Origin of the sequence: Paenibacillus sp. FSL L8-0641 (genome assembly GCF_038006265.1) — a bacterium.
Lineage (GTDB): Bacteria > Bacillota > Bacilli > Paenibacillales > Paenibacillaceae > Paenibacillus > Paenibacillus polymyxa_D.
The window spans coordinates 3,364,348-3,384,105 of record NZ_JBBOUW010000001.1 but is presented as its reverse complement, the minus strand read 5'-3'; the positions used below and the strand labels follow the sequence as shown (position 1 = coordinate 3,384,105).

The following is a 19,758-nucleotide window of genomic DNA, read 5'->3' as shown; positions in this document are numbered from 1 at the left end:
AGAAGAGAATACAAAAAAGACCGTCTATTGACGGCCTTTTCTATGTTTCGACTCGAAATATGTCGTGGAGGCTATCTATGCTACAAAAAGGATAAAATTAAGTAGATCTATGCGAAAAAATAGAAATTATAGGAATACAGGAAAAACGAAATAGCTAAAAACGAAAGAATCAGCGTCGCGGTGTATACCTTTCTTAATAATGTAGTCTCCGAAACGTTACATTTTCTTACAGCAAGATAGGCAGCCGGTACAAAGGCAAGCCCAAGTACCCAGAAAAAGATAATATTGAAATTGAAATTGGACATAGGCTGATAGGGGTCGCCTATCAATTGGATGCTTGAAGCAATGAGATTGATGATCACAAGCAGACCCAGCAGCGGTATTAAGGTTACACTGTCAGGCAAGGGAAGCCGTGAAGCACTCTTCTGCTTTCTTGCGTCCTTGAGCTTCCGCAGCCATCCAATAATACCGAAAATAGACCCAAGCGCAAACCAAATACCGCATCCCCCGACCAGAATATAACTGAAGATGGATGTTTGCAGGAAGGATATCGGCAATTGGTCATCGATCACTCCATATGACAACTGCGTCACTTTACCATCGGCATTGGTTAAGAAAAAAAGACGGCTGATGTTTAGGCCCGCGTGATCATAAGGAGTGCTCCCGGGAGTCACGCGTTCAAAAAAATAGGGTTTGGTTTCTACATAATCAACATGAATATTCATGGATGGAATACTCAGAGTGATTCCGCCATTGCCGTTGGCTGTGACCACTTCTTCCGCATTGGATAATACGGGTATAAGCTTCAATATACCAGATGATACTGCGCGAGCAGAACGGTATTTTCCCTCCACATCCGCGCTATGCTTCAACGTGCTGTCCGCTTGCGGAGTAGCGTGGGAACCCCCGACAAACAGGTCAATGAGTTCGCTTCTTGCCCCGGACATTTCATTTTCCACATTAGTCAGAATACTGATCCCAAAGTTTTGATCCGGCACGATAGAGACCAGAGAGGAGAATGAATCTGTATTTCCACCGTGCTCGATAACACGATAATCTCCCGCGAACCGTTCCCAAAAGCCATGGGCATTCCCCGGAAGCTCGGGATAGTGGGTATACGAAGCCTCATGCATTTCTCGCAAGGTTTCATTCTTGTTGAACAGCGAATATTTTAAGGAATGGTCCATGTTCAGATGAGCAAGCATAAAATGAGCCATGTCCTCCGAAGTAATGTTTAACGCACCAGCCGGCACATCATTAAAGAAAACATTCGGCTTTGCCACCCAGTTTCCATCCTTCTTGAAGTAGCCTGTTGCTTTATGTTCGATAACCTCTGGAATAAGATCATACCGTTGTGTAAAGTAAGAATGTTTCATGTCTAGAGGCTCAAATATATGTTTCTGAATATAGGTTTCAAAAGGCATTCCGGATACACGTTCTATAATATAACCGGCTAGGTTGGTCCCATAGTTGGAATAAGCAATCACTGTTCCAGGCTCATAAATCTGTTGAGGCTGATTTTCGGGTGCGACATGCTCCTTGAGAGGCCTAAGATCAGCAGGATCATGAACCAAAAGTTTTTCCAGGCGCTCCTCAAAACCTGCCGTGTGGCTCATCAGTGATTTCAGGGTAATAGGCTTATCAAAAGAAGGCTTGAGAAAGCCGTCAGGCAAGTATGTGCGGATGTCCGTATTCAAATCCAGCTTTCCTTGCTCAACCAGTTGCATTACTGCCGTCCAGGTGAACAATTTCGATACGGAACCGGCCTCCATATAGGTTGTTTCCGTACTCATGGGTGTTTGTTTCTCGATGTTTGCGTATCCGTAACCTTTTGAAAAAACAATTTTTCCGTCCTTTACTATGGAAACCGCAGCACCAGGAATCGCTGTTCCTATATATTTTTTCATAATTTGATCTGTTCTGTTTTCGATTTCGGAAATCGGGATTCCAGAGGGAGTGGTTGGAACGGACCCAGAAGCATATGCCTGGACCGGGATAAATGCCATCAATGCCAACAGGAACAAAGAGGCAAATCGTTTTTTCAATTTCATATCAAGTCTCCTTTTTGCTGCGCTTGAATCTTTAAGAGCAGTCTGTTTTTTGGAACATTTTTAGTGTAGCAGTCAAGTCTTTCTTATTTCTCTCCTGTTCCTTACTTTTTTCTTTCTCAAATGAAGCTTCAACTCTCAAATGATTTACCGAAAAAAAGCTATATTTACGTTGGTACAGCTTTATATGTATGTTGACAACCTATAAAATAAAGACAAGAAGAATCCTCATAGTTGAAAAAAATAGGAGATGACAATAAATGAAAGCCTGTGAACCTCTGACTATTTCATCTGAAAGCGGATACAATCTTCAAACTGATGAAAGTGTGCCCATTGCCCACGCTTGGAACATGATTGCTCGAGATCATAAGCAAGTGTTTGGCCGCGAGCCATTGCAAACAGAAGTAGAGCCCTCGATCATTATCCGTTATGCGCAGGAAGGAGATAGCTGTCCGCATTGGCCAGAGGGCTATTGTCTGCGTTTTGTTGCTGGTAGCAAGGGAACGGTACTCCATATTATTGGCCGTGATGAATTGGGAATTATTTATGGACTGCTTCATTACAGCCGTTTCGCTCTGGGTGTGGAGCCGTTCTGGTTCTGGGCGGAGATTCTACCGCCTAAGCGGGATATCATAGTAATACCGAGTCAGAATGTTGACAGTATACCGTCCAAGGTCCGGTATCGGGGATGGTTTGTCAATGATGAGGTATGCTTGATTGGCTGGAAGGATGATTACCCACCGACGGAGGAGGTGTGGAAGCCCGTTTTTGAAGCGTTACTGCGCTGTGGTGGAAATATGGTGATTCCCGGAACCGATTTACCACGCACAGGTATCCATCATAAGCTTGCAGCAGACATGGGTTTATGGATCACACATCATCATGCTGAACCGTTGGGGGCGGAGATGTTTTTGCGAGCCTTTCCGGGTAAACAAGCTAGCTACAGAGAATATCCCGAGTTGTTTGAACAGCTGTGGCAGGAAGCGATTGAACGGCAAAAGGAAGAGAAGATTGTATGGGTATTATCTTTTCGCGGGCAGGGTGACAAGCCTTTTTGGGAAGATGATCCTTCCTTTAATACGCCGGACAAACGCGGACAATTAATCTCGTATGTGGTTCGCAAGCAGTACAATATGATCTGTGAATTTGTGGATCAGCCCGTGTGCTGTATGGCGATGTATGGTGAGATTGCCGAGTTATACAAGCAGGGGCATATGGAAGTACCCGAAGGGGTGATTAAAATATGGGCGGACAATGGTTACGGTAAAATGGTATCTCGGCGCCATGGGAATCTTAATTATCGTGTACCAGCATTGCCTGAGACGCAGGATGGGGGCAAGAATGGAGTATATTACCATGTGACCTTCCACGACTTGCAAGCGTCGAACCATCTTACCCAATTTCCCTCCTCAGTCAGCTTGATTGTAGAGGAATTAACAGCAGCGTTTACTACAGGGGCGGACGAGTACCTGCTGGTCAATTCAGGGAATATTTTGCCACATGTATATACGCTGGATTTAGTAGCAAATTTATGGACGAAGGGTGAAGTGGATGCTGAAGAGCAGCTTACTGATTTTATCGGACGGCTGTACAGTAGTCAGCTTCAAGAGATTTCCCAATTATACCGGGATTATTCCCGTTGCACTATCGTTTATGGCCCGCATAGGGATGATCGAGCAGGGGAGGAACTCTATCATCATCCAGCTCGGCAAATTATGGGGTATTGGCTACAAGGCAAAGAAAGCAGTGATGAACGGCTGTACTGGGCTACTGGAGAAAGGCCTTTTCCTGAACAGGTTCGCTGGTTCAAGGAAAAAGCCGAGTCGGCAATCCCGGACTGGGTTGAACTGCGAGAGAGGTGTCTACGAATCATGAAGTCATTGTCAGAAGATGAATGTCGAAGGCTGTATAATCAACTGCTTGTGCAGATTGAACTGCATCTAAGTGGCTCACGTGGACTAGCAAGCTTATGTAGCGCTTATGGGCTCTTCCTTGAAAAAGATTATCCACGAGCATTTATACAAGCTTCTCATGCCGTTTGGAGCTACCGGATGGGTAAAGAAGCTTTATCGCTCGCAGGAACTGGAAGATGGGAGCATTTCTACCGGGCAGATTGGTTAACCAATCTAGATAACACTATTTCTCATGCGGACACTGTGCGGAGATTTCTTCGTCTTCAGGGAGATAGTCCAGACATGTTCCTGTGGTCCAAACAATATTTAATGCCAGAAACAGAGAAATATATCTACCTAGAGAATACGCATCGCAAGCCCCTTCCCGATGATGAGCTGGCACGCTGTCTGGAGAAGGTATTATATTAAAAGGAAGGCATGTAGCATAAGAAGCAACAGCGTCTGCCTGCAACCTTTCCAGCTTATACTACGTCAATGAAGTTGTTAATGGCCAAGCGGCCTAATTCAACTACAAGGTGGAACTTAACATGAGTATGAGAAAAAGTGCATTTGCAGCCATTACAACTGTAGCCATTTTGTCCTTCACCGTTGGAGGTCAAATGTCTGCGGCAGACCGTCAATTTAAGGATTTGGATAACGTAAGTGGTAAAGAAAAAATTATATCCCTTAAAGATCAGGGTCTACTCAAAGGTGCCTCTGACACGCAGTTTCTCCCATCATCTAAAGTCACCGCTGCCCAAGGCATTCAGTTGATCTCCAGCGGACTCCAGCTCAATTTGACCGCCATTGATTTGAACAAGGAGCCACAGGTCAGTAGACTGTTTACCCATGTTAAGGATAATGCATGGTACGCCGATGCTTTTATCAACGCTCATTATAATGGTGTGGTTATTCCAAAGGATATTGATCCTGCCAAAGCTCTGACTAAGGAACAGTTCACCCACATGTTGATTCAGGGCATGGAAAAAGCAGGCGCTCTTCCGATGATTAAAATCGCACCTGCGAATATTGCGGATGACAGTGAACTGGAGCCTTCTTACCAAGGTAGCATTCAACGCTCGCTAGTCTACAAGGTCAATACCTTGGATGTAAATGAAAAGTTTCATCCAAAAAACGAGATTACACGTGCCGAAGCTGCTGTTATGTTATATAATGCATTGGAATACCTGAATGTTCATACAAAATCGTAGTAAATACAGCAATAAAGAGCTTTTCTTCTGAGGGAATTAAGCTTTCAGTTACTTGACATCATTATCGTTAATGTTATAATAAGGAAATCGAATTTAGACCTGCGGTAGCTGATTACCGTAAGGATATTTTCCTGGTCCTTCGGCATATAACACAGGTAACGAATAAATAAGCTGGCTCCGGATGAGGAGTTCAGCTTATTTTTTTGGATCAAAAAGCTTACCGTTTTCACAGATTTACATATTGAGAGGAGACAGGAGTATGTTTGGGAATGACTGGGATGATGTACTACGAGAAGAGGTCGAAAAGCCATACTTTAATGAATTAAGGTATACGTTAGCCCGAGAGTACAAGTTACATAAGGTATATCCTCCAAAAGAAGACTTGTTTTCCGCACTTAAATTAACGCCATTTCATCTGACCAAAGCGGTTATATTGGGACAGGATCCATATCATGGAGAGGGACAAGCTCACGGTTTGAGCTTTTCTGTTAGACCTGGTGTGCGAACTCCGCCGTCTCTACTAAATATATACAAGGAGCTCCGCGATGATATCGGTACTCCCATTCCGAATCAGGGATACCTCGTTCCTTGGGCTGAGCAAGGTGTGCTGCTGCTAAACAACGTGTTAACCGTGCGTGAAGGACAACCGCAATCTCACCAGAGAATAGGTTGGGAACGTTTCACGGATGCTGTCATTGAAGCGATTAATGAGCGCGAGCAGCCAGCTGTGTTTATTTTGTGGGGGAGCCATGCTCAGAAAAAAGCGAGCTTCGTGAATACCAGCAAGCATTTGGTGCTGAAGTCCGTTCATCCGAGTCCATTGGCGGCCCACAGAGGCTTTTTTGGCAGCAAGCCTTTTTCGCGTACCAATGCATTTTTGCAGGAGCATGGAATGGAGCCGATTCGGTGGGAGATTCCTAACCGCTAGCACTGGAGGTGAGGACATGCGTCAATGGAAGGGACGTCAGGTCATTTTATATCACGGCAACAACGATCATACCCAGAAGGTGCGCGGCACGCTTGAAAAATGGGATGATGTACGAAAGTGCGTTATTATAGGCCCGAAAATGCTGGCTATTCCTTTTGAAAATATTTCGTATATTACCATGCTTCCTCCGGGGCGTGAGCGTAGAAGCCGCCATCCGGCGAAGCTGAACGCAATCGGTTATGTAATTAGTGTTCCGTTACAGTTTGATAATGCCATTCATTTTCAGTCGGCGGTGACGATTTGGAGAGAAGATCAGCTGGTTGCTTATAATGTAAAGCTGGTTAGTCACTCGGCACACAATGTAATCCTTGAAGATGGACAAATCTTATCTAAGGAAGGGCATTTGTTTGTGGTAAGGTCACTACGTGGGGAACTTTAACTGTAATAATTCACCTTTTTTTGATGAAGGGTTCAATTTAGTTAACTGCTTACCGATAAAAGATAATGGGATTGTTAATAATACCCTGTTTTATAGAATGAAACAAAGGGAGAGAAACGAATGGAACGTATGAAACGTATGAGCAAACGGAGTACCTTCTTACTTGCTTTGCTGATGTTTGTATTTGCAGCATGGCCAGCAGGTTTGCTCCAGGCTGAGGAGAGCAAGACCTCCACGGTAGAGTGGGATAGTCAAAATCCGACTACATTGAATCTGGGGGGAAACCCCGCTCAATTAAAAGTGTGGTCATTGACAGAAAAGGGCAAGGAAGATGTTACACAAAAGGCAGAATGGATCTCTGGGGATTCAAGTATTTTAAAGGTAGATAAGGGACTCATTACTCCTGTGTCAAAAGGGCAGATTAAGATTGTTGCCACATATGAGCAGCAAACGGTAAGTGCAACGATTACAGTAAAATCGCCTTACAGCAAGCTGCAATTAAATCTGTCTAGTCCCATTAATTTGACGATTGGCGGAGAATCAAAGCAATTGACTGCTCAAGGTGTACTTACTGGAGGTGGGACGGAAAATGTATCCGGTGTCGAATGGACTTCCTCGAATACGGCTGTTGCTACCGTTGAAAATGGTCTTGTTCGTCCACTTGCCAAAGGCGTGACTTACATTAAAGCAAGCAAAGATGAACTTAAAGCACAAACGATTGTGTATGTGCGTTCTTCTTCTCAGGCTTTAGTATTGAGTGCAACTGGGTCCAAATCGGTCTTTCTAGGTAGCTCCCCCATTCAGGTTAGTGCAACTGATGTCAACCTGACTGGCGGCAAAACAGATGTGACCAACACGGCAGAATGGACTTCCTCCAATCCGCTGGTTGCCACAGTCGAGCAAGGTAAAATCACACCGATGGATGCAGGCAATTCGACGATTACAGCGTCCTATCACGGTTTGAGCAAGACTCTGAAGATTAATGTACTTCCAACGGTTGAAAAACTGGTTTCAAGCAAAGCCAGTCTGACTCTCGAAACAGGAGGAAAAACTTCTCTTCCGAGTATATCTGCTTATTTGGTCAATGGAGCAAAAAAAGCAGTTCAATCCGATGTGAAATGGAGCTTAAGCAGTGAAAGTGCAGTTAAAATAGCAAATGGTAAGCTAGTTGCAGTGAACCCAGGCAGTGCAACATTGACAGCAACGGTAGGTGCGCTCAAACTGGATATTCCAGTGACTGTGCAATACAAAGTGCTCAAGTTGACGGCTTCTGAGAAAAAATATGTACTGGTTGCAGGCCAAGAAGCAAGTATTCCGACAGTAAAAGCCCACATGGCTGGTGGTGGAATCCTGGATGTTACCAATCAGGTAAGCTGGGTAGGTACAACAGCCGCAGTTACAGTAGCAAATGGTAAAGTAAAAGCAGTGAATGGCGGTAACTCTGGAATCAAGGCTATGTATATGAACAAATATGTGAAAGTACCTGTCATTGTGGAAGGAGCCATTTCTACATTGACACCAAGCTTTTCGAATGCCGAAATGAATTTGAAAGGAAGTAAGTCCATCAAAGTCATCGGCATATATACGGATGGTAAAAAAGTTACCCTGAGCAGCAAAGTGAAATGGACAACATCGAATGCTTCCGTAGCGATCGTAAAAGGCTCTTCCATTAAAGCTGTTGGAATTGGAAACGCAACGATTACGGGCACATATCAGGATAAGTCGTTTAACGTCGAGATCAAGGTCACACCTAAGCTGCTCAAACTGGTATTGAGCAATAAAAACCTGAAGCTGCCTAAAGGCTCCTCTCAAGTGCTTAGTGTGAATGCAGTTTATGATTCAGGTGCTACTACCAATGTGACAAGCTCAGCGGTATGGACATCCTCCAAACCGTCGATCGTACAGGTTACAGCTGGTCAGGTGAAGGCCTTGGAAAGCGGAAGCTCCAGTATTAAAGTAGTCTATGGCGGTAAGAAGGTAACGACATCTGCCAAAGTGTTAAAATAGCTACGTACATTGCCACATCCACTTATACAAAATAACCCCCGGTCCAAAGACCGGGGGTTATTTTCAGCTTATTCTACGCCGTCCTGATAATGATTTTTCCAATGCTTATCGCCTTTGTGTGCGAAGTCTTCAACTGTCTTTTCCAAAGTAGCTACCAGTTGGGCTTTAATCTCAGAAATTGTGTCTCGGAACAGTCTTTCTTCCGTACCATTGATCTTTTCACCATATAGAGCCTGAGCGGCTATAAATTGACGATGTTGCTCCACAAAACTGTCAATCGAATGCAATGCATGCTCCACGTATTGGGAAATGCTATGATGCTCGTTAGGCAGTTGCAATTTTAATTCATGAACTCTGTTTAATAATGCCATGATGATCACCTCGTGCGTTTTGTTATGTCAATAATTATACATCATTTTCGGAAAACTTTCATTAAATTTTGATTAAAATGTGACTTTTATTATGTCATGATTGCATTTTCAATGGTGATCAGGCATAATTTTCGGAAATTTCATTATTTTCCTTTGTATTGTGATTTTAAAATTTGAAATATATGATACGAAGATGATGCAAGAGCAAGCTGCGACAGCTGTCTTTCTGACATGTTATAATGGGGAAAAGCCCAGTCGGAAAGGTTGTCAGTATGGTATGAAGCTTTTTAAAGGTTTATTTTTGGGGATTCTGATTAGTCTTCTTTTGTGGTGTGCCTTGTTTGGGCTTGTCCGCTGGATGTCTCATTAAGTCGCTTCCTGTATCTTATACAATAACTCTTGCGACTGTATCCACGTCATTAACAGAAATCGTATATACGTGTTCGTCATCATAGAGCTTGAATTGCTGAGTTTCTTGGTCAGATAGGAGCTTAGGCCAGCCAATTACGGTACTTCCATTCAGTAACCGGACTACAACGGCTTGCATTTGGCTCACGGCCAGTTTGATCTCATCGTTCATTCGTGCAACCTCCTCTCTATACTATTTGTCGTCCAATATTCAACCTTTTTTTATAGTTAGTAAGGGGTTACAAAAAATAAAATCCGGGGATTACCTTAGTTGAAGGCATCTATTGGAATAGCTTGAAGGGAAGAGAGAAAATTGAAGAAAAAGTTGCTAAGTTTTATAGTTTTAGTGCTGCTAGCTGCGGGCGCGTATTGGTTTGAAGGAGGCAATCTTCTTACGAAAATAACAGGAGAGAACCCGCCTTCCTCGGCGGCTCAGGTAACGCTGCAATTCCCGTCAGGTCGTTACCCTGAAACGGCGCAGCATATTAAGGAAGCCATTCAGGCGGGAAAATCACCAGTATGCACAATTGACCGTGAAGGAGCCGAGCAAAATCGCAAGCATTCGCTTACAGGTGTTCCCACTCGTAAGGGATACGATCGTGATGAATGGCCGATGGCTATGTGTTCAGAAGGAGGCAAAGGTGCAAATGTCAAATACATAGCCCCTAAGGATAATCGTGGGGCAGGATCATGGGTTAGTCATCAATTGGATGAGTATGAGGATGGAACTCGTGTAAAATTCGTTATTAAATAGTTTTTGATTTCGTGTTTTTACCTTTTAGCTCCTTAGATGTTTCCTGTTTGGCCTTAACCAACGCCAGAAAATCAAAAAAATCACCTAGTGTATTGAAGCCGGCACCTAAAATGGCCAAGTCTTCAGCGGATAGTTGGTTAAACCATTCCATTTGCTTAGCATCAAACATATTATCACCGCCAACCATTGATAATGTAGTGTATGTACTGACGGCAACAAAGGTCAGGGCTCAGGCATACCAATTAAGTATGCCTGTTTCTTGTGCAGAGGATGTGTAGAACTCATGTTTAAATTTAATTTTTATACTAAAATCGTCTCCATCGTTATCGTATTGCTTATACCTCTGCTGATCCTGTATGTCTATTCTAATCAGACAACGACAGGTGTATTACGTGAGGAGCTGAATCAATCTAATTATAATCAGCTGACTTTTTTTCAAAACCAGGTGAATACGAATATTGAAATGATTTCCTCCTGGCCGCATCTGCTGATTCATGATCCTGATGTAGCCAGTTTTCAAGCGATTTTTTTGAAGGACAAAGTTCTCAATCTGGATGGAATTAACCTTGTCAAACGGATTCAAACCAAGCTTGGGCTTCAGGAAAGCTCTTCTAATTGGAGAACCGGACTGAGTATCTATTCTCCTTCGCTTGGACGGGTTGTATCGGAAAATGGAGCAGGTTTATATGACCAGAAAAAACTAAATCAGCTGATAAAAGACGGCTGGCAGGTATCCAAAAAAAGATCATACGGGAAAGACCAATTTATATTTTCATTGTATACATTATCCCCGTTTTCTTCACTTGGTAATCCAGAAACTGCTAACACGATTATTAAGGTTGAATTTGACAGCAGTAATATTCAGGATATGCTTGACCGCTTCAAAGGTGATGGACGCAAGGAGCCTTTTTATTATAAAAAAGGCGTAGGAGCGATCTATAATCGTACTGCCAATGAAGAGCTGTCTGGACAGCTGATTTCAAAATTGGAAAAAATGGGACTCCATGAAGTTGACAATCTGACTGTGAAAATTGGAGAAGAAAGCTACCTGGTTCATGCCGTTCTTTCGCAAACGACGGGTTGGTATTTGATTGATTACATGCCTTTGTCTGATATGATGTCTCCGATTTACTCATCGAATCGACTGTTTTATATAACGGTTGTTGGCTCGCTGCTGGTAGGCCTGATTGGCGCTTACTTGCTTCATTCACAGGTACAAGTGCCGATTCTTCAGCTTGTGCGGGCATTTAGGAGACTAAAGGACGGAGACTATGCTGTTCGATTAAGTCTAAGGGGGAGTCACGAGTTTGCTTTCCTGTCTAGTCAATTCAATCAGATGGTCGAACAGATTCAGGAGCTGTTTGAGAAGGTGTATGTTGAGCAGCTACATGTCAAGGAAGCGCGACTAAAGCAGCTCCAGTCACAAATCAATCCACATTTTTTTTATAATTGTTTTTCGTTTATCACAAGTATGGCGAAGCTGCGCAATCATGAGGCGGTCGTGGCCATGGCTCATAATTTATCCAGGTATTATCGATATACAACAAGACAGGAGCGGGATTTAGTTCCATTATCAGAGGAAGTCGAGTTTGTTCAATATTATTTGAACATACAGCAGATGCGTATGCCAAGGCTAACGTTCTTAGTTCATGTTTCTTCGCAGGCCAGCAGTCTGCCGATTCCGCCGCTTATAGTGCAGCCACTGGTGGAAAATGCGGTGCTGCACGGAATAGAGCCTCAAGCGGAGGAGGGTCTAATTCATATTTTGACTGAGCGTGTTGGCTCGTATATGTACCTGATTGTGGATGATAACGGACTCGGTTTGAGTAGAGAGGCTATAGCTGCCCTGACATCAACGCTTGACAAGCCTGTGGAAGAGGATCATGGATACGGTTTGTGGAATGTGCATCACCGCATGCGATTACATTTTGGGGAAGATGCCGGACTGGAGTTCTCTTTGTCTCCATTGGGAGGATTGCGTGCAGTATTAAAATGGTCGATCTCAACAGAAGGAGAGCATGCGAATGGTTTAATTGAGCCTTCGCCAGATTCGAATATAGTTAAAACGGAGGGACCAGATGGTTCAGATATTACTAGTAGATGATGAGAGTTATGTAACAGAAAGTCTGGCAGCTACCATTCCGTGGGAGACGCTAGGCATCGAGAGGGTTCATCAAGCGGTTTCCGCATTAGCAGCAGTGGATGTGCTGGAAGCGTACGATATTGATATTCTGGTTACCGATATTCGTATGCCTGGTATGACGGGACTGGAGTTGATTGTTGAAGTAAACGAGCGATGGCCGCATATCCGAAGTTTGTTACTGACAGGCTATGCCGATTTTGAATATGCTAAAAAAGCACTTCAGCTTAAGGCTTTTGATTATATTTTAAAACCGGTGGATGATGAAGAGTTTATCAAATGTGTGTCAGCCGCCATGGATTCGCTAAAGGAAGAATGGGAAGCATTTGATAAGGTTCACCAATTACAATATAGCCGCAGAAACGATTTTGGTGTACTGCGGACCCATTTGATGCATGATTTGCTACTCGGGCGTGATTTACCAGTACCAAAAATAGAGAGCAAAATGTCCGAGTACGAAATCAAGCTACGTACGGGACATCCTGCCAGTATGCTGCTTATTCAGCTAGGAAAGCATTTTTCTGATATGGACTATCATTCAGTCTCCTTAATTGAGTATGCGATTGGAAATATTGCCGAAGAAGTGTTCGCACCTGATTTTCACGTTTGGCATTGCAAAGCGCCGCATGACTGCTTAATTGTATTAATAGAAGGAAATTGGAATGCATTTCCTGAACGGAGTGTGGATGAGCAGAATCTTTGTTTGCGTGCGGCGATTGAGACCTTTCGAAAAAATGTGAGCAATTACTTGAAAGGGGAAATTTACGTTGCATTAACCGGATGGTTTAAGTTTCCAGAGGAGCTACCTAAGCTATATCAGACAGCGATTAGATCTTTATACTGGAATCATCAGGAGGAAACGGATGCACTGCTATTCATAGAAGAACAGACAGAACAGCCACACAGTTCAGTTAAGTCACTAGAGGGGCTTTATATGCACCCTACGCTTACTCATCTGCTCGAATCCAGGCAATGGGACGAGGCTGAAGCGAAAGTGAGCCGTGTATTTGGAAAAATGGAAGAGGTGGGATATACACGCGAGCATTTATATGAGCTGTTTATTTCGGTGACGAGCGCCTTTATGTATACAGCGCACAAACAAGGACGTTTCATTACACAGATGGATCAAGTAGGCTTCGATCCGTTACATGCGCAGAAAATGGTTCATTCGTTCCCCCACCTCAAAGAGTGGATATTTTCCATGATGAACAAACTTAAATCTGAATGGTCCGCAAGCGAACAAAGCGCTAAAAGTTATGTGGTCAAGCAGGTTCAGGAGCTCATCTCCCAGGATAAAGGCCAGGAGCTGTCTGTTAAGACGATTGCTGATCAGGTTTATCTTCATCCAGTCTATCTGTCTAAAATTTATAAAGCTGAAACCGGAGAAGGTCTGGGTGACTATATTATCCGAATGAGAATGGAGCGGGCTCTTTATTTGCTCAAATATTCCAACAAAAAAATATACGAAATTACGACGGAACTAGGCTACCAGAATCCCCAATATTTCAGTAAAATGTTCAAAAAGCATTACGGAATGACTCCGCACGAATTTCGAGATCAGTAGAGATGGGACCAGTAAAGACGAAATCAGTAAAGATCAGTTGGGAAAGGTGCAGAAATATTTATTTTGTGACATAGGCTGTGAAGAAAAGCCCTTCTATAATAAAAGAGTAGAAAATGATTTCTAGAGGGGGAACAATATGCGAGTTCATTCGAAGAAAAAGCTGTTGTCGTTGCTCGCCGCAACTATGGTATTAGGAGTTGGCCTTGTGGGCTGCTCAGGTGCGGAAAATGATGGGAATGCGGACGGCACAGCTAAAACTGAAAACGTATACAAAGAAAAATACAATCCAGAAGTCACAATTTCCACGGTATGGGGTGTAGATCCCGCCTTAAAATTTAAAAATGGTGAATCTATCGAAAATAACATTGCGACCAAATGGGCTAAAGAGAAATTCGGTATTAATATCAAATCACTCTGGTCCGTCACGGATACGAATGGTGCATTTGCTACGAAGCTGCGTTTGGCTATGTCCTCCGGTCAGGAGATGCCGGACGTCGTTGTACTGGGGACGGAAAATGAGCAACTGGCACAGGACATGATCGATTCCGGTATGTTTGTAGAGGCTGGTCCGTTGTTTGACAAGTACGCTTCGGATTCCTGGAAGCAGGCGATGAATCAGGATACGAATGTATGGAATCAGTATAGCCGAGATGGTAAGAAAATGGGTATTCCTGTGCTTGATTTCGCCTATAACCATGATTATGTATTGTGGGTACGACAAGATTGGTTGGATAAGCTGGGTATGAAGGCTCCTGAGACGATGGATGATCTGGAAAAAGTGATGGATGCCTTTAAAAATAAAAATCCGGACGGACTGGCTCCGAACAAAGTGGTTCCGCTCAGTATCGGTTTTAAAACATCCATGAACACTTGGATGGGTGACCCGTCCTGGATTTTCGGGGCATATGGCACACTACCTCAGCAGTGGAACAAAGGCGCGAATGGCAGTTTGGAATATGGCTCCGTGCAGCCTGGCATGAAGCCGGGTTTGCAAAAGCTGAGCGAGTGGCTCAAAAAGGGATATATCCCTCAGGAAGCAGCATTGTGGGATGAAAATAAAACGGCAGAACCTACAGTCGCAGGAACAGCCGGCATGATTCCTGGGCCATATTGGATGAGCGGCTGGCCGCTTCAGGATACAGTCAAAAATGCGCCGGGTGCCATATGGAAGCCGATTAAGATTCCAGCAGGTCCTGACAACAAAGCCATGCGTCACGGTACGCAATACACCAATGGTGTTGTACTAATCAACAAACAAATGCAGCATCCTGAAGCTTTTTTCACTTATCAAAACTATTTGTTTGACCATTATGCTAATGCCAAACCGGATAGCGATTTGTCGAATGGGCTGTTTAAGGGCTACGATTATGATTTGGATGCGGACGGAAAGCTAATGTCTATCGATAAAATACCAGGCGGTTATGTAAACTCTATTCGTTATTTGCTGGTTCGTGATGGTGCGCGTATACCTGATGCCCAAATGAAGGCTTTGCTAAGTTTGGCTAACGGCGCAGAACCGAAGACCCGTCTGGAGAAAGATGTAATGGTGAACTACGGGAAAGGTACTCCTGCAGCTGCCAAAGTGCTTATGGAACAGAAGGATATCTCCATGAAAGATCAGTTCACAGGTCCAACTACGCCAACCATGAAGGCTAAAAAGGACTATCTGGATAAAATTGAAAGTCAGACCTTCAATGAAATTATTTATGGCAAGCAGCCGATCTCTGCTTTTGATACCTTTGTGCAGACGTGGAAAACAGCGGGTGGCGAACAAATTACAAATGAAGTAAACGAATGGTATAAAAGCGTCGAAAAGTAAAAACCAATGATGTTGTAACAGAGTAGGAAGGCTGTCCCGAGGTGGGCAGCCTTTTTACTACAGTTTCACCCGTATCGAGTGGAAATGAATGCGCTATCATGGTGTATTTGAAAAAAAGTTTTATTCGTTTGGCGAGCTTAAAAAAATGATTGCTTTTGTGCCATGTATGTTGGTTTTTTGAACTGTCGGGACTGCGAAAACGCTTTTATAATTGAAGTATACCATGAATGAAAGTTACAGGAGGAACTGCAATGAGAAGTCTGCAACGTACGTGGCCATTTCATATCATGCTGCTGCCAGCCATCATTTTCTTAATTGTATTCAGCTACATTCCGATGGGCGGCATCGTGATGGCCTTTCAAAATTACAAGCCTTGGCTAGGCATAACGGGTTCCGAGTGGGTTGGACTGGATAACTTCCGCTTTTTGTTTCAACGGGAGGACAGTCTTCAAGTTGTCTGGAATACACTAATTATTGCTGTGTTAAAGATGTTTTTCAATCTGGTGGTTCCGTTTGTTTTTGCTATACTGCTGAATGAAATTCGCAAGGTCGGACTTCAGCGATCCATTCAGACACTGGTTTATCTACCACACTTTCTGTCGTGGGTCATCTTGGGCGGAATTCTGATTGACCTGTTGGCTACAGATGGATTTATGAACCGTATTCTCGGTAGTTTCGGGATCCAGCCTATCTTTTTTCTGGGAGATAATAACTGGTTTCGATTTACTGTCATTGTTTCAGATATATGGAAGGAGTTCGGCTACAACACCATCGTATTTCTCGCTGCACTGGCGGGTATTAATCCTTCGTTGTATGAGGCTTCTGAAATGGATGGAGCGAGCCGCTGGAGACAGACGCTACACATCACTGTACCTTCGTTAATTCCGATGGTAGTCGTTGTTGGAACGCTTGCACTTGGCAATGTACTGAATGCCGGTTTTGACCAGATTTTCAACCTTTATAATCCACTGGTTTACCAAAAAGGCGATATTATTGATACATTCGTCTACCGGACAGCGTTAATCAATGGGGAAATGGGCTTTGCCACCGCTATCGGCTTGTTCAAATCCGTTATCAGTATGATTCTCATTCTGATATCTTATCGACTTGCTTACAAATGGGCAGGTTACCGCATATTCTGATTCCACGAGGCTGAAAGAGGGAGAGTCATGTATCATAAAACAACGCCATACCGCATCTTCAATGTGTTTAATATTTGCTTACTAGTGATGTTGTCTATCATGTGTATCGTTCCACTGATTCATGTGTTGGCGGTATCATTTAGTGCTAAATCAGCAGCAGATGCCAATCTGGTTGGACTGTGGCCAGTGCAGTTTTCATTAGAAGCCTATAAGAAGACAATGAATAACCCGATTTTTCTGCACTCCATCTGGATTTCTGTCTGTCGGACTGTATTGGGAACCGGCTTGACACTGCTGATTACCTTTTTAGCTGCTTATCCACTTTCAAAGGAAACATCTGTGTTCCGTAGCCGAAACGTATATTCATGGTTGTTCGTGTTCAGCATGATTTTTAACGGTGGTCTGGTTCCATTCTATATGGTTATTCAAAAGATCCATCTCATGGATAGCTTCTGGGTACTTGTTTTGCCAGGAGCGGTCAACACATTTCTGGTCATCCTTATGTTGAACTTTTTTAGAGGAATTCCCAAAGAGATGGAAGAGGCCGCATTGATCGACGGAGCAGGACATTTTCGGACATTGTTTAGTATCTTTTTACCGATATCCATGCCTTCCATTGCGACGATTGCGCTGTTTAGTATGGTATTTCATTGGAACTCCTGGTTTGACGGTCTACTCTATTTGAGCAATGCAAAGGACTATCCGCTCGCGACGTTCCTGCAAACTGTAATTATTCAGAAGGACATGAGTTCCATGAGCATGAGTCCAAAGGAGATGGAATTACTTTCTCAAACGACGGTTAATGCAGCGCAAATTTTCATTGGTGCAGCGCCTATTCTCATTGTATATCCATTTTTACAAAAGTATTTTGTTAAAGGTATGACGCTAGGTTCCGTCAAAGAGTAATAGAAATAATAAGGAGATGATTTACAGTGACGTATCAAAACATAACTAAGTACCCCCCGATTAGTGAGCGAATTCCACGTATGCTGCATGGAGCGGACTATAACCCGGAGCAATGGCAGCATTACCCTGAGGTGTTAGCGGAGGATATTCGTCTAATGAAACTAGCCAAATGTAACGTGATGTCTGTTGGCATTTTCTCATGGGTATCATTGGAGCCTGAGGAAGGTGTATTTACGTTTGAGTGGCTGGATCGTATTCTGGATTCGTTTGCTGAGAACGGAATCTATGCATTTTTGGCTACTCCTAGTGGAGCAAGACCAGCCTGGATGTCACAAAAATATCCTGAGGTGCTGCGTGTGGAGGCTAACCGTGTCCGTAATCTGCACGGGTTTCGCCATAATCACTGTGCTACATCGCCTGTTTACCGGGAAAAAGTACGTATCATGAATACGAAGCTAGCCGAGCGTTATGCTAACCATCCGGCTGTTATTGGCTGGCATATTTCCAATGAATTTGGTGGAGATTGCCACTGTGATTATTGTCAGGAGGCATTTCGCGCTTGGGTCCAGGATAAATACGGTACGCTGGACAAGCTAAATCACGCATGGTGGACGACCTTTTGGAGTCATACGATTACGGACTGGAGCCAAGTTGAGTCCCCGGCACCTCACGGTGAAACACAGGTTCATGCCATGAATTTGGACTGGAGACGGTTTGTGACCGATCAGACCGCAGATTTTATCAAGCATGAGATTGTGCCGCTCAAGGCTGCAAATCCAGCAATTCCGGTCACAACCAATTTGATGGAGTTTTTTGAAGGATTGAACTACTGGAAGTTTGCTGATCTGCTCGATGTTATATCCTGGGATAGTTACCCAACATGGCATGATCGTGAGGGAGATGATAGCCGTCAGGCTGCTAAAGTGGCCATGATGCATGATATTATTCGTTCAATCAAGGGAGGTAAGCCTTGGATGCTCATGGAGAGTACACCAAGTTTGACGAACTGGCAAGACGTTAGCAAGCTGAAGCGGCCGGGAATGCATCTGCTCTCGTCTTTACAGGCTGTGGCACACGGGTCAGACACCGTTCAATATTTTCAGTGGCGGAAAAGCCGCGGTTCGAGTGAAAAGCTGCATGGTGCGGTTGTCGATCATATCGGACATGAGCACACTCGGGTATTCGGGGATGTGACCCATGTCGGTAATACGCTGGAAAAATTGGAGGAGGTTATCGGTACATCTGTACCGGCGGAGGCCGCAGTCATTTTTGACTGGGAGAACCGTTGGGGAATCAACGATTCACAGGGACCGCGGAACAAAGGTGTAAAATATGAAGAGACAGCTGAAGCGCATTATTTGGCGCTGTGGGAGCAGGGTGTGCCTGTAGATGTCATTCATATGGATGCAGATTTCTCCAAATACAAACTTTTGGTAGCTCCGATGTTATATATGGTCCGCAGCGGCGTGGGGGAGCGTATACAGAAGTTTGTTGAAAACGGTGGTATTTTCGTAGCAACCTATTGGTCTGGTATCGTAGATGAACATGATTTGTGCTTCCTTGGAGGCTTTCCGGGCCCGCTTCGTAAGACGCTGGGGATCTGGTCGGAAGAGATTGACGGATTGCATGATCATGACCGTAATCACATTTTGCCGGTTGAAGGCAATGAGCTGGATCTGCAAGGGGAGTATGAAGCTGTAGAATTGTGTGATCTCATTCATACAGAGGGTGCAGAGGTACTGGCTGTGTACGGTTCAGACTTTTATGCAGGACGCCCAGCTTTGACGGTGAACCGTTTGGGACAAGGAAAGGCTTATTACATCGCATCACGCAACATCGGACTATTCCACAGTCATTTTTACAGAAGTTTAATTGAGGATGCAGGAATCAGTAAAGCGCTCAATGTGAAGTTGCCTCATGGAGTGAATACGGCGATTCGTACCGATGGAGTTCATGATTATATTTTCATATTGAATTTCACGCATGAGCCACAAAAGATTATGTTGGATGGACGAACTTATGCGGATATGCTTGAAAATCATGTGATAGAAGACGGTAGCATTCAATTGGATGCCTACGCTGTTAAGGTTTTAAAGACAGAGCGCAATAAATAGAACATGATATTTTAA

General features: G+C 43.9%; 16 protein-coding genes. 12 read left to right on the top strand and 4 right to left on the bottom strand.

What is annotated here, in order from left to right; all coding sequences use genetic code 11:
- Positions 1-107: 107 nt before the first annotated feature.
- Complete coding sequence (locus MKY16_RS15130; RefSeq protein WP_340955910.1) at positions 108-2,051, bottom strand: serine hydrolase domain-containing protein; 1,944 nt, start codon at positions 2,049-2,051, stop codon at positions 108-110.
- 257 nt (positions 2,052-2,308) lie between these two features.
- Here MKY16_RS15130 and MKY16_RS15125 point away from each other — a divergent pair, with 257 nt between their 5' ends.
- The 5 genes from MKY16_RS15125 to MKY16_RS15105 all read left to right on the top strand — a co-directional run bounded on the left by MKY16_RS15125 (position 2,309) and on the right by MKY16_RS15105 (position 8,525).
- Entirely contained in the window at positions 2,309-4,369 is a 2,061-nt protein-coding gene (locus tag MKY16_RS15125; protein WP_340955909.1) for a glycosyl hydrolase 115 family protein, read from the top strand.
- Positions 4,370-4,488: 119 nt separating this feature from the next.
- Positions 4,489-5,151: an S-layer homology domain-containing protein gene (locus MKY16_RS15120; protein ID WP_340955906.1), complete on the top strand. Its 663-nt coding sequence runs from the start codon at positions 4,489-4,491 to the stop codon at positions 5,149-5,151.
- 259 nt (positions 5,152-5,410) lie between these two features.
- Positions 5,411-6,079, top strand: a complete 669-nt coding sequence (locus tag MKY16_RS15115; RefSeq protein ID WP_340955905.1) for a uracil-DNA glycosylase — start codon at positions 5,411-5,413, stop codon at positions 6,077-6,079.
- 16 nt (positions 6,080-6,095) lie between these two features.
- Positions 6,096-6,518 (top strand): hypothetical protein, encoded by a 423-nt coding sequence (locus MKY16_RS15110; protein WP_340955904.1) that lies wholly within the window; start codon positions 6,096-6,098, stop codon positions 6,516-6,518.
- Positions 6,519-6,638: 120 nt separating this feature from the next.
- A complete protein-coding gene (locus tag MKY16_RS15105) occupies positions 6,639-8,525 on the top strand; it encodes an Ig-like domain-containing protein (RefSeq protein WP_340955902.1) in 1,887 nt (628 codons plus the stop codon).
- Between the two features lie 68 nt (positions 8,526-8,593).
- Here MKY16_RS15105 and MKY16_RS15100 read toward each other — a convergent pair whose 3' ends face one another.
- Both MKY16_RS15100 and MKY16_RS15095 read right to left on the bottom strand, forming a co-directional pair.
- Complete coding sequence (locus MKY16_RS15100) at positions 8,594-8,896, bottom strand: hypothetical protein (protein ID WP_013310964.1); 303 nt, start codon at positions 8,894-8,896, stop codon at positions 8,594-8,596.
- A gap of 385 nt (positions 8,897-9,281) precedes the next feature.
- Positions 9,282-9,476 carry a hypothetical protein gene (locus tag MKY16_RS15095; RefSeq protein WP_029517686.1) on the bottom strand — a complete coding sequence of 65 codons (195 nt, stop codon included), beginning with the start codon at positions 9,474-9,476 and terminating at the stop codon, positions 9,282-9,284.
- A 141-nt stretch (positions 9,477-9,617) separates the two neighbouring features.
- On the opposite strand from MKY16_RS15095, the gene MKY16_RS15090 reads away from it, so the two are divergent.
- Positions 9,618-10,058 carry a NucA/NucB deoxyribonuclease domain-containing protein gene (locus MKY16_RS15090; protein WP_340955900.1) on the top strand — a complete coding sequence of 147 codons (441 nt, stop codon included), beginning with the start codon at positions 9,618-9,620 and terminating at the stop codon, positions 10,056-10,058.
- Here the strand turns inward: MKY16_RS15090 and MKY16_RS15085 are convergent.
- The gene (locus MKY16_RS15085) at positions 10,051-10,227 is read right to left on the bottom strand and encodes a hypothetical protein (protein ID WP_176715684.1); all 177 of its coding nucleotides are present in this window, start codon (positions 10,225-10,227) and stop codon (positions 10,051-10,053) included. The two genes, MKY16_RS15090 and MKY16_RS15085, sit on opposite strands and share 8 nt — an antisense overlap.
- Before the next feature lie 114 nt (positions 10,228-10,341).
- Here MKY16_RS15085 and MKY16_RS15080 point away from each other — a divergent pair, with 114 nt between their 5' ends.
- The 6 genes from MKY16_RS15080 to MKY16_RS15055 all read left to right on the top strand — a co-directional run bounded on the left by MKY16_RS15080 (position 10,342) and on the right by MKY16_RS15055 (position 19,743).
- Positions 10,342-12,162, top strand: coding sequence for a sensor histidine kinase (locus tag MKY16_RS15080; protein WP_340955898.1), 1,821 nt, complete (start codon positions 10,342-10,344; stop codon positions 12,160-12,162).
- Positions 12,137-13,762, top strand: a complete 1,626-nt coding sequence (locus MKY16_RS15075) for a response regulator transcription factor (RefSeq protein ID WP_340955895.1) — start codon at positions 12,137-12,139, stop codon at positions 13,760-13,762. The genes MKY16_RS15080 and MKY16_RS15075 overlap by 26 nt, the downstream gene beginning before the upstream one ends.
- Before the next feature lie 136 nt (positions 13,763-13,898).
- Complete coding sequence (locus MKY16_RS15070; protein ID WP_340955893.1) at positions 13,899-15,581, top strand: sugar ABC transporter; 1,683 nt, start codon at positions 13,899-13,901, stop codon at positions 15,579-15,581.
- Between the two features lie 251 nt (positions 15,582-15,832).
- Positions 15,833-16,723 (top strand): ABC transporter permease, encoded by an 891-nt coding sequence (locus MKY16_RS15065; protein WP_029517681.1) that lies wholly within the window; start codon positions 15,833-15,835, stop codon positions 16,721-16,723.
- 27 nt (positions 16,724-16,750) lie between these two features.
- Entirely contained in the window at positions 16,751-17,629 is an 879-nt protein-coding gene (locus tag MKY16_RS15060) for a carbohydrate ABC transporter permease (RefSeq protein WP_029517680.1), read from the top strand.
- A gap of 26 nt (positions 17,630-17,655) precedes the next feature.
- Complete coding sequence (locus MKY16_RS15055; protein ID WP_340955892.1) at positions 17,656-19,743, top strand: beta-galactosidase; 2,088 nt, start codon at positions 17,656-17,658, stop codon at positions 19,741-19,743.
- Positions 19,744-19,758 lie beyond the last annotated feature (15 nt).

Excerpts from the sequence above, each read along its gene's own strand:
- MKY16_RS15130 (WP_340955910.1), bottom strand. The coding sequence starts at position 2,051 with ATGAAATTGAAAAAACGATTTGCCTCTTTGTTCCTGTTGGCATTGATG.
- MKY16_RS15125 (WP_340955909.1), top strand. The coding sequence starts at position 2,309 with ATGAAAGCCTGTGAACCTCTGACTATTTCATCTGAAAGCGGATACAAT.
- MKY16_RS15120 (WP_340955906.1), top strand. The coding sequence starts at position 4,489 with ATGAGTATGAGAAAAAGTGCATTTGCAGCCATTACAACTGTAGCCATT.
- MKY16_RS15115 (WP_340955905.1), top strand. The coding sequence starts at position 5,411 with ATGTTTGGGAATGACTGGGATGATGTACTACGAGAAGAGGTCGAAAAG.
- MKY16_RS15110 (WP_340955904.1), top strand. The coding sequence starts at position 6,096 with ATGCGTCAATGGAAGGGACGTCAGGTCATTTTATATCACGGCAACAAC.
- MKY16_RS15105 (WP_340955902.1), top strand. The coding sequence starts at position 6,639 with ATGGAACGTATGAAACGTATGAGCAAACGGAGTACCTTCTTACTTGCT.
- MKY16_RS15100 (WP_013310964.1), bottom strand. The coding sequence starts at position 8,896 with ATGGCATTATTAAACAGAGTTCATGAATTAAAATTGCAACTGCCTAAC.
- MKY16_RS15095 (WP_029517686.1), bottom strand. The coding sequence starts at position 9,476 with ATGAACGATGAGATCAAACTGGCCGTGAGCCAAATGCAAGCCGTTGTA.
- MKY16_RS15085 (WP_176715684.1), bottom strand. The coding sequence starts at position 10,227 with ATGTTTGATGCTAAGCAAATGGAATGGTTTAACCAACTATCCGCTGAA.
- MKY16_RS15080 (WP_340955898.1), top strand. The coding sequence starts at position 10,342 with ATGTTTAAATTTAATTTTTATACTAAAATCGTCTCCATCGTTATCGTA.
- MKY16_RS15075 (WP_340955895.1), top strand. The coding sequence starts at position 12,137 with ATGGTTCAGATATTACTAGTAGATGATGAGAGTTATGTAACAGAAAGT.
- MKY16_RS15070 (WP_340955893.1), top strand. The coding sequence starts at position 13,899 with ATGCGAGTTCATTCGAAGAAAAAGCTGTTGTCGTTGCTCGCCGCAACT.
- MKY16_RS15065 (WP_029517681.1), top strand. The coding sequence starts at position 15,833 with ATGAGAAGTCTGCAACGTACGTGGCCATTTCATATCATGCTGCTGCCA.
- MKY16_RS15060 (WP_029517680.1), top strand. The coding sequence starts at position 16,751 with ATGTATCATAAAACAACGCCATACCGCATCTTCAATGTGTTTAATATT.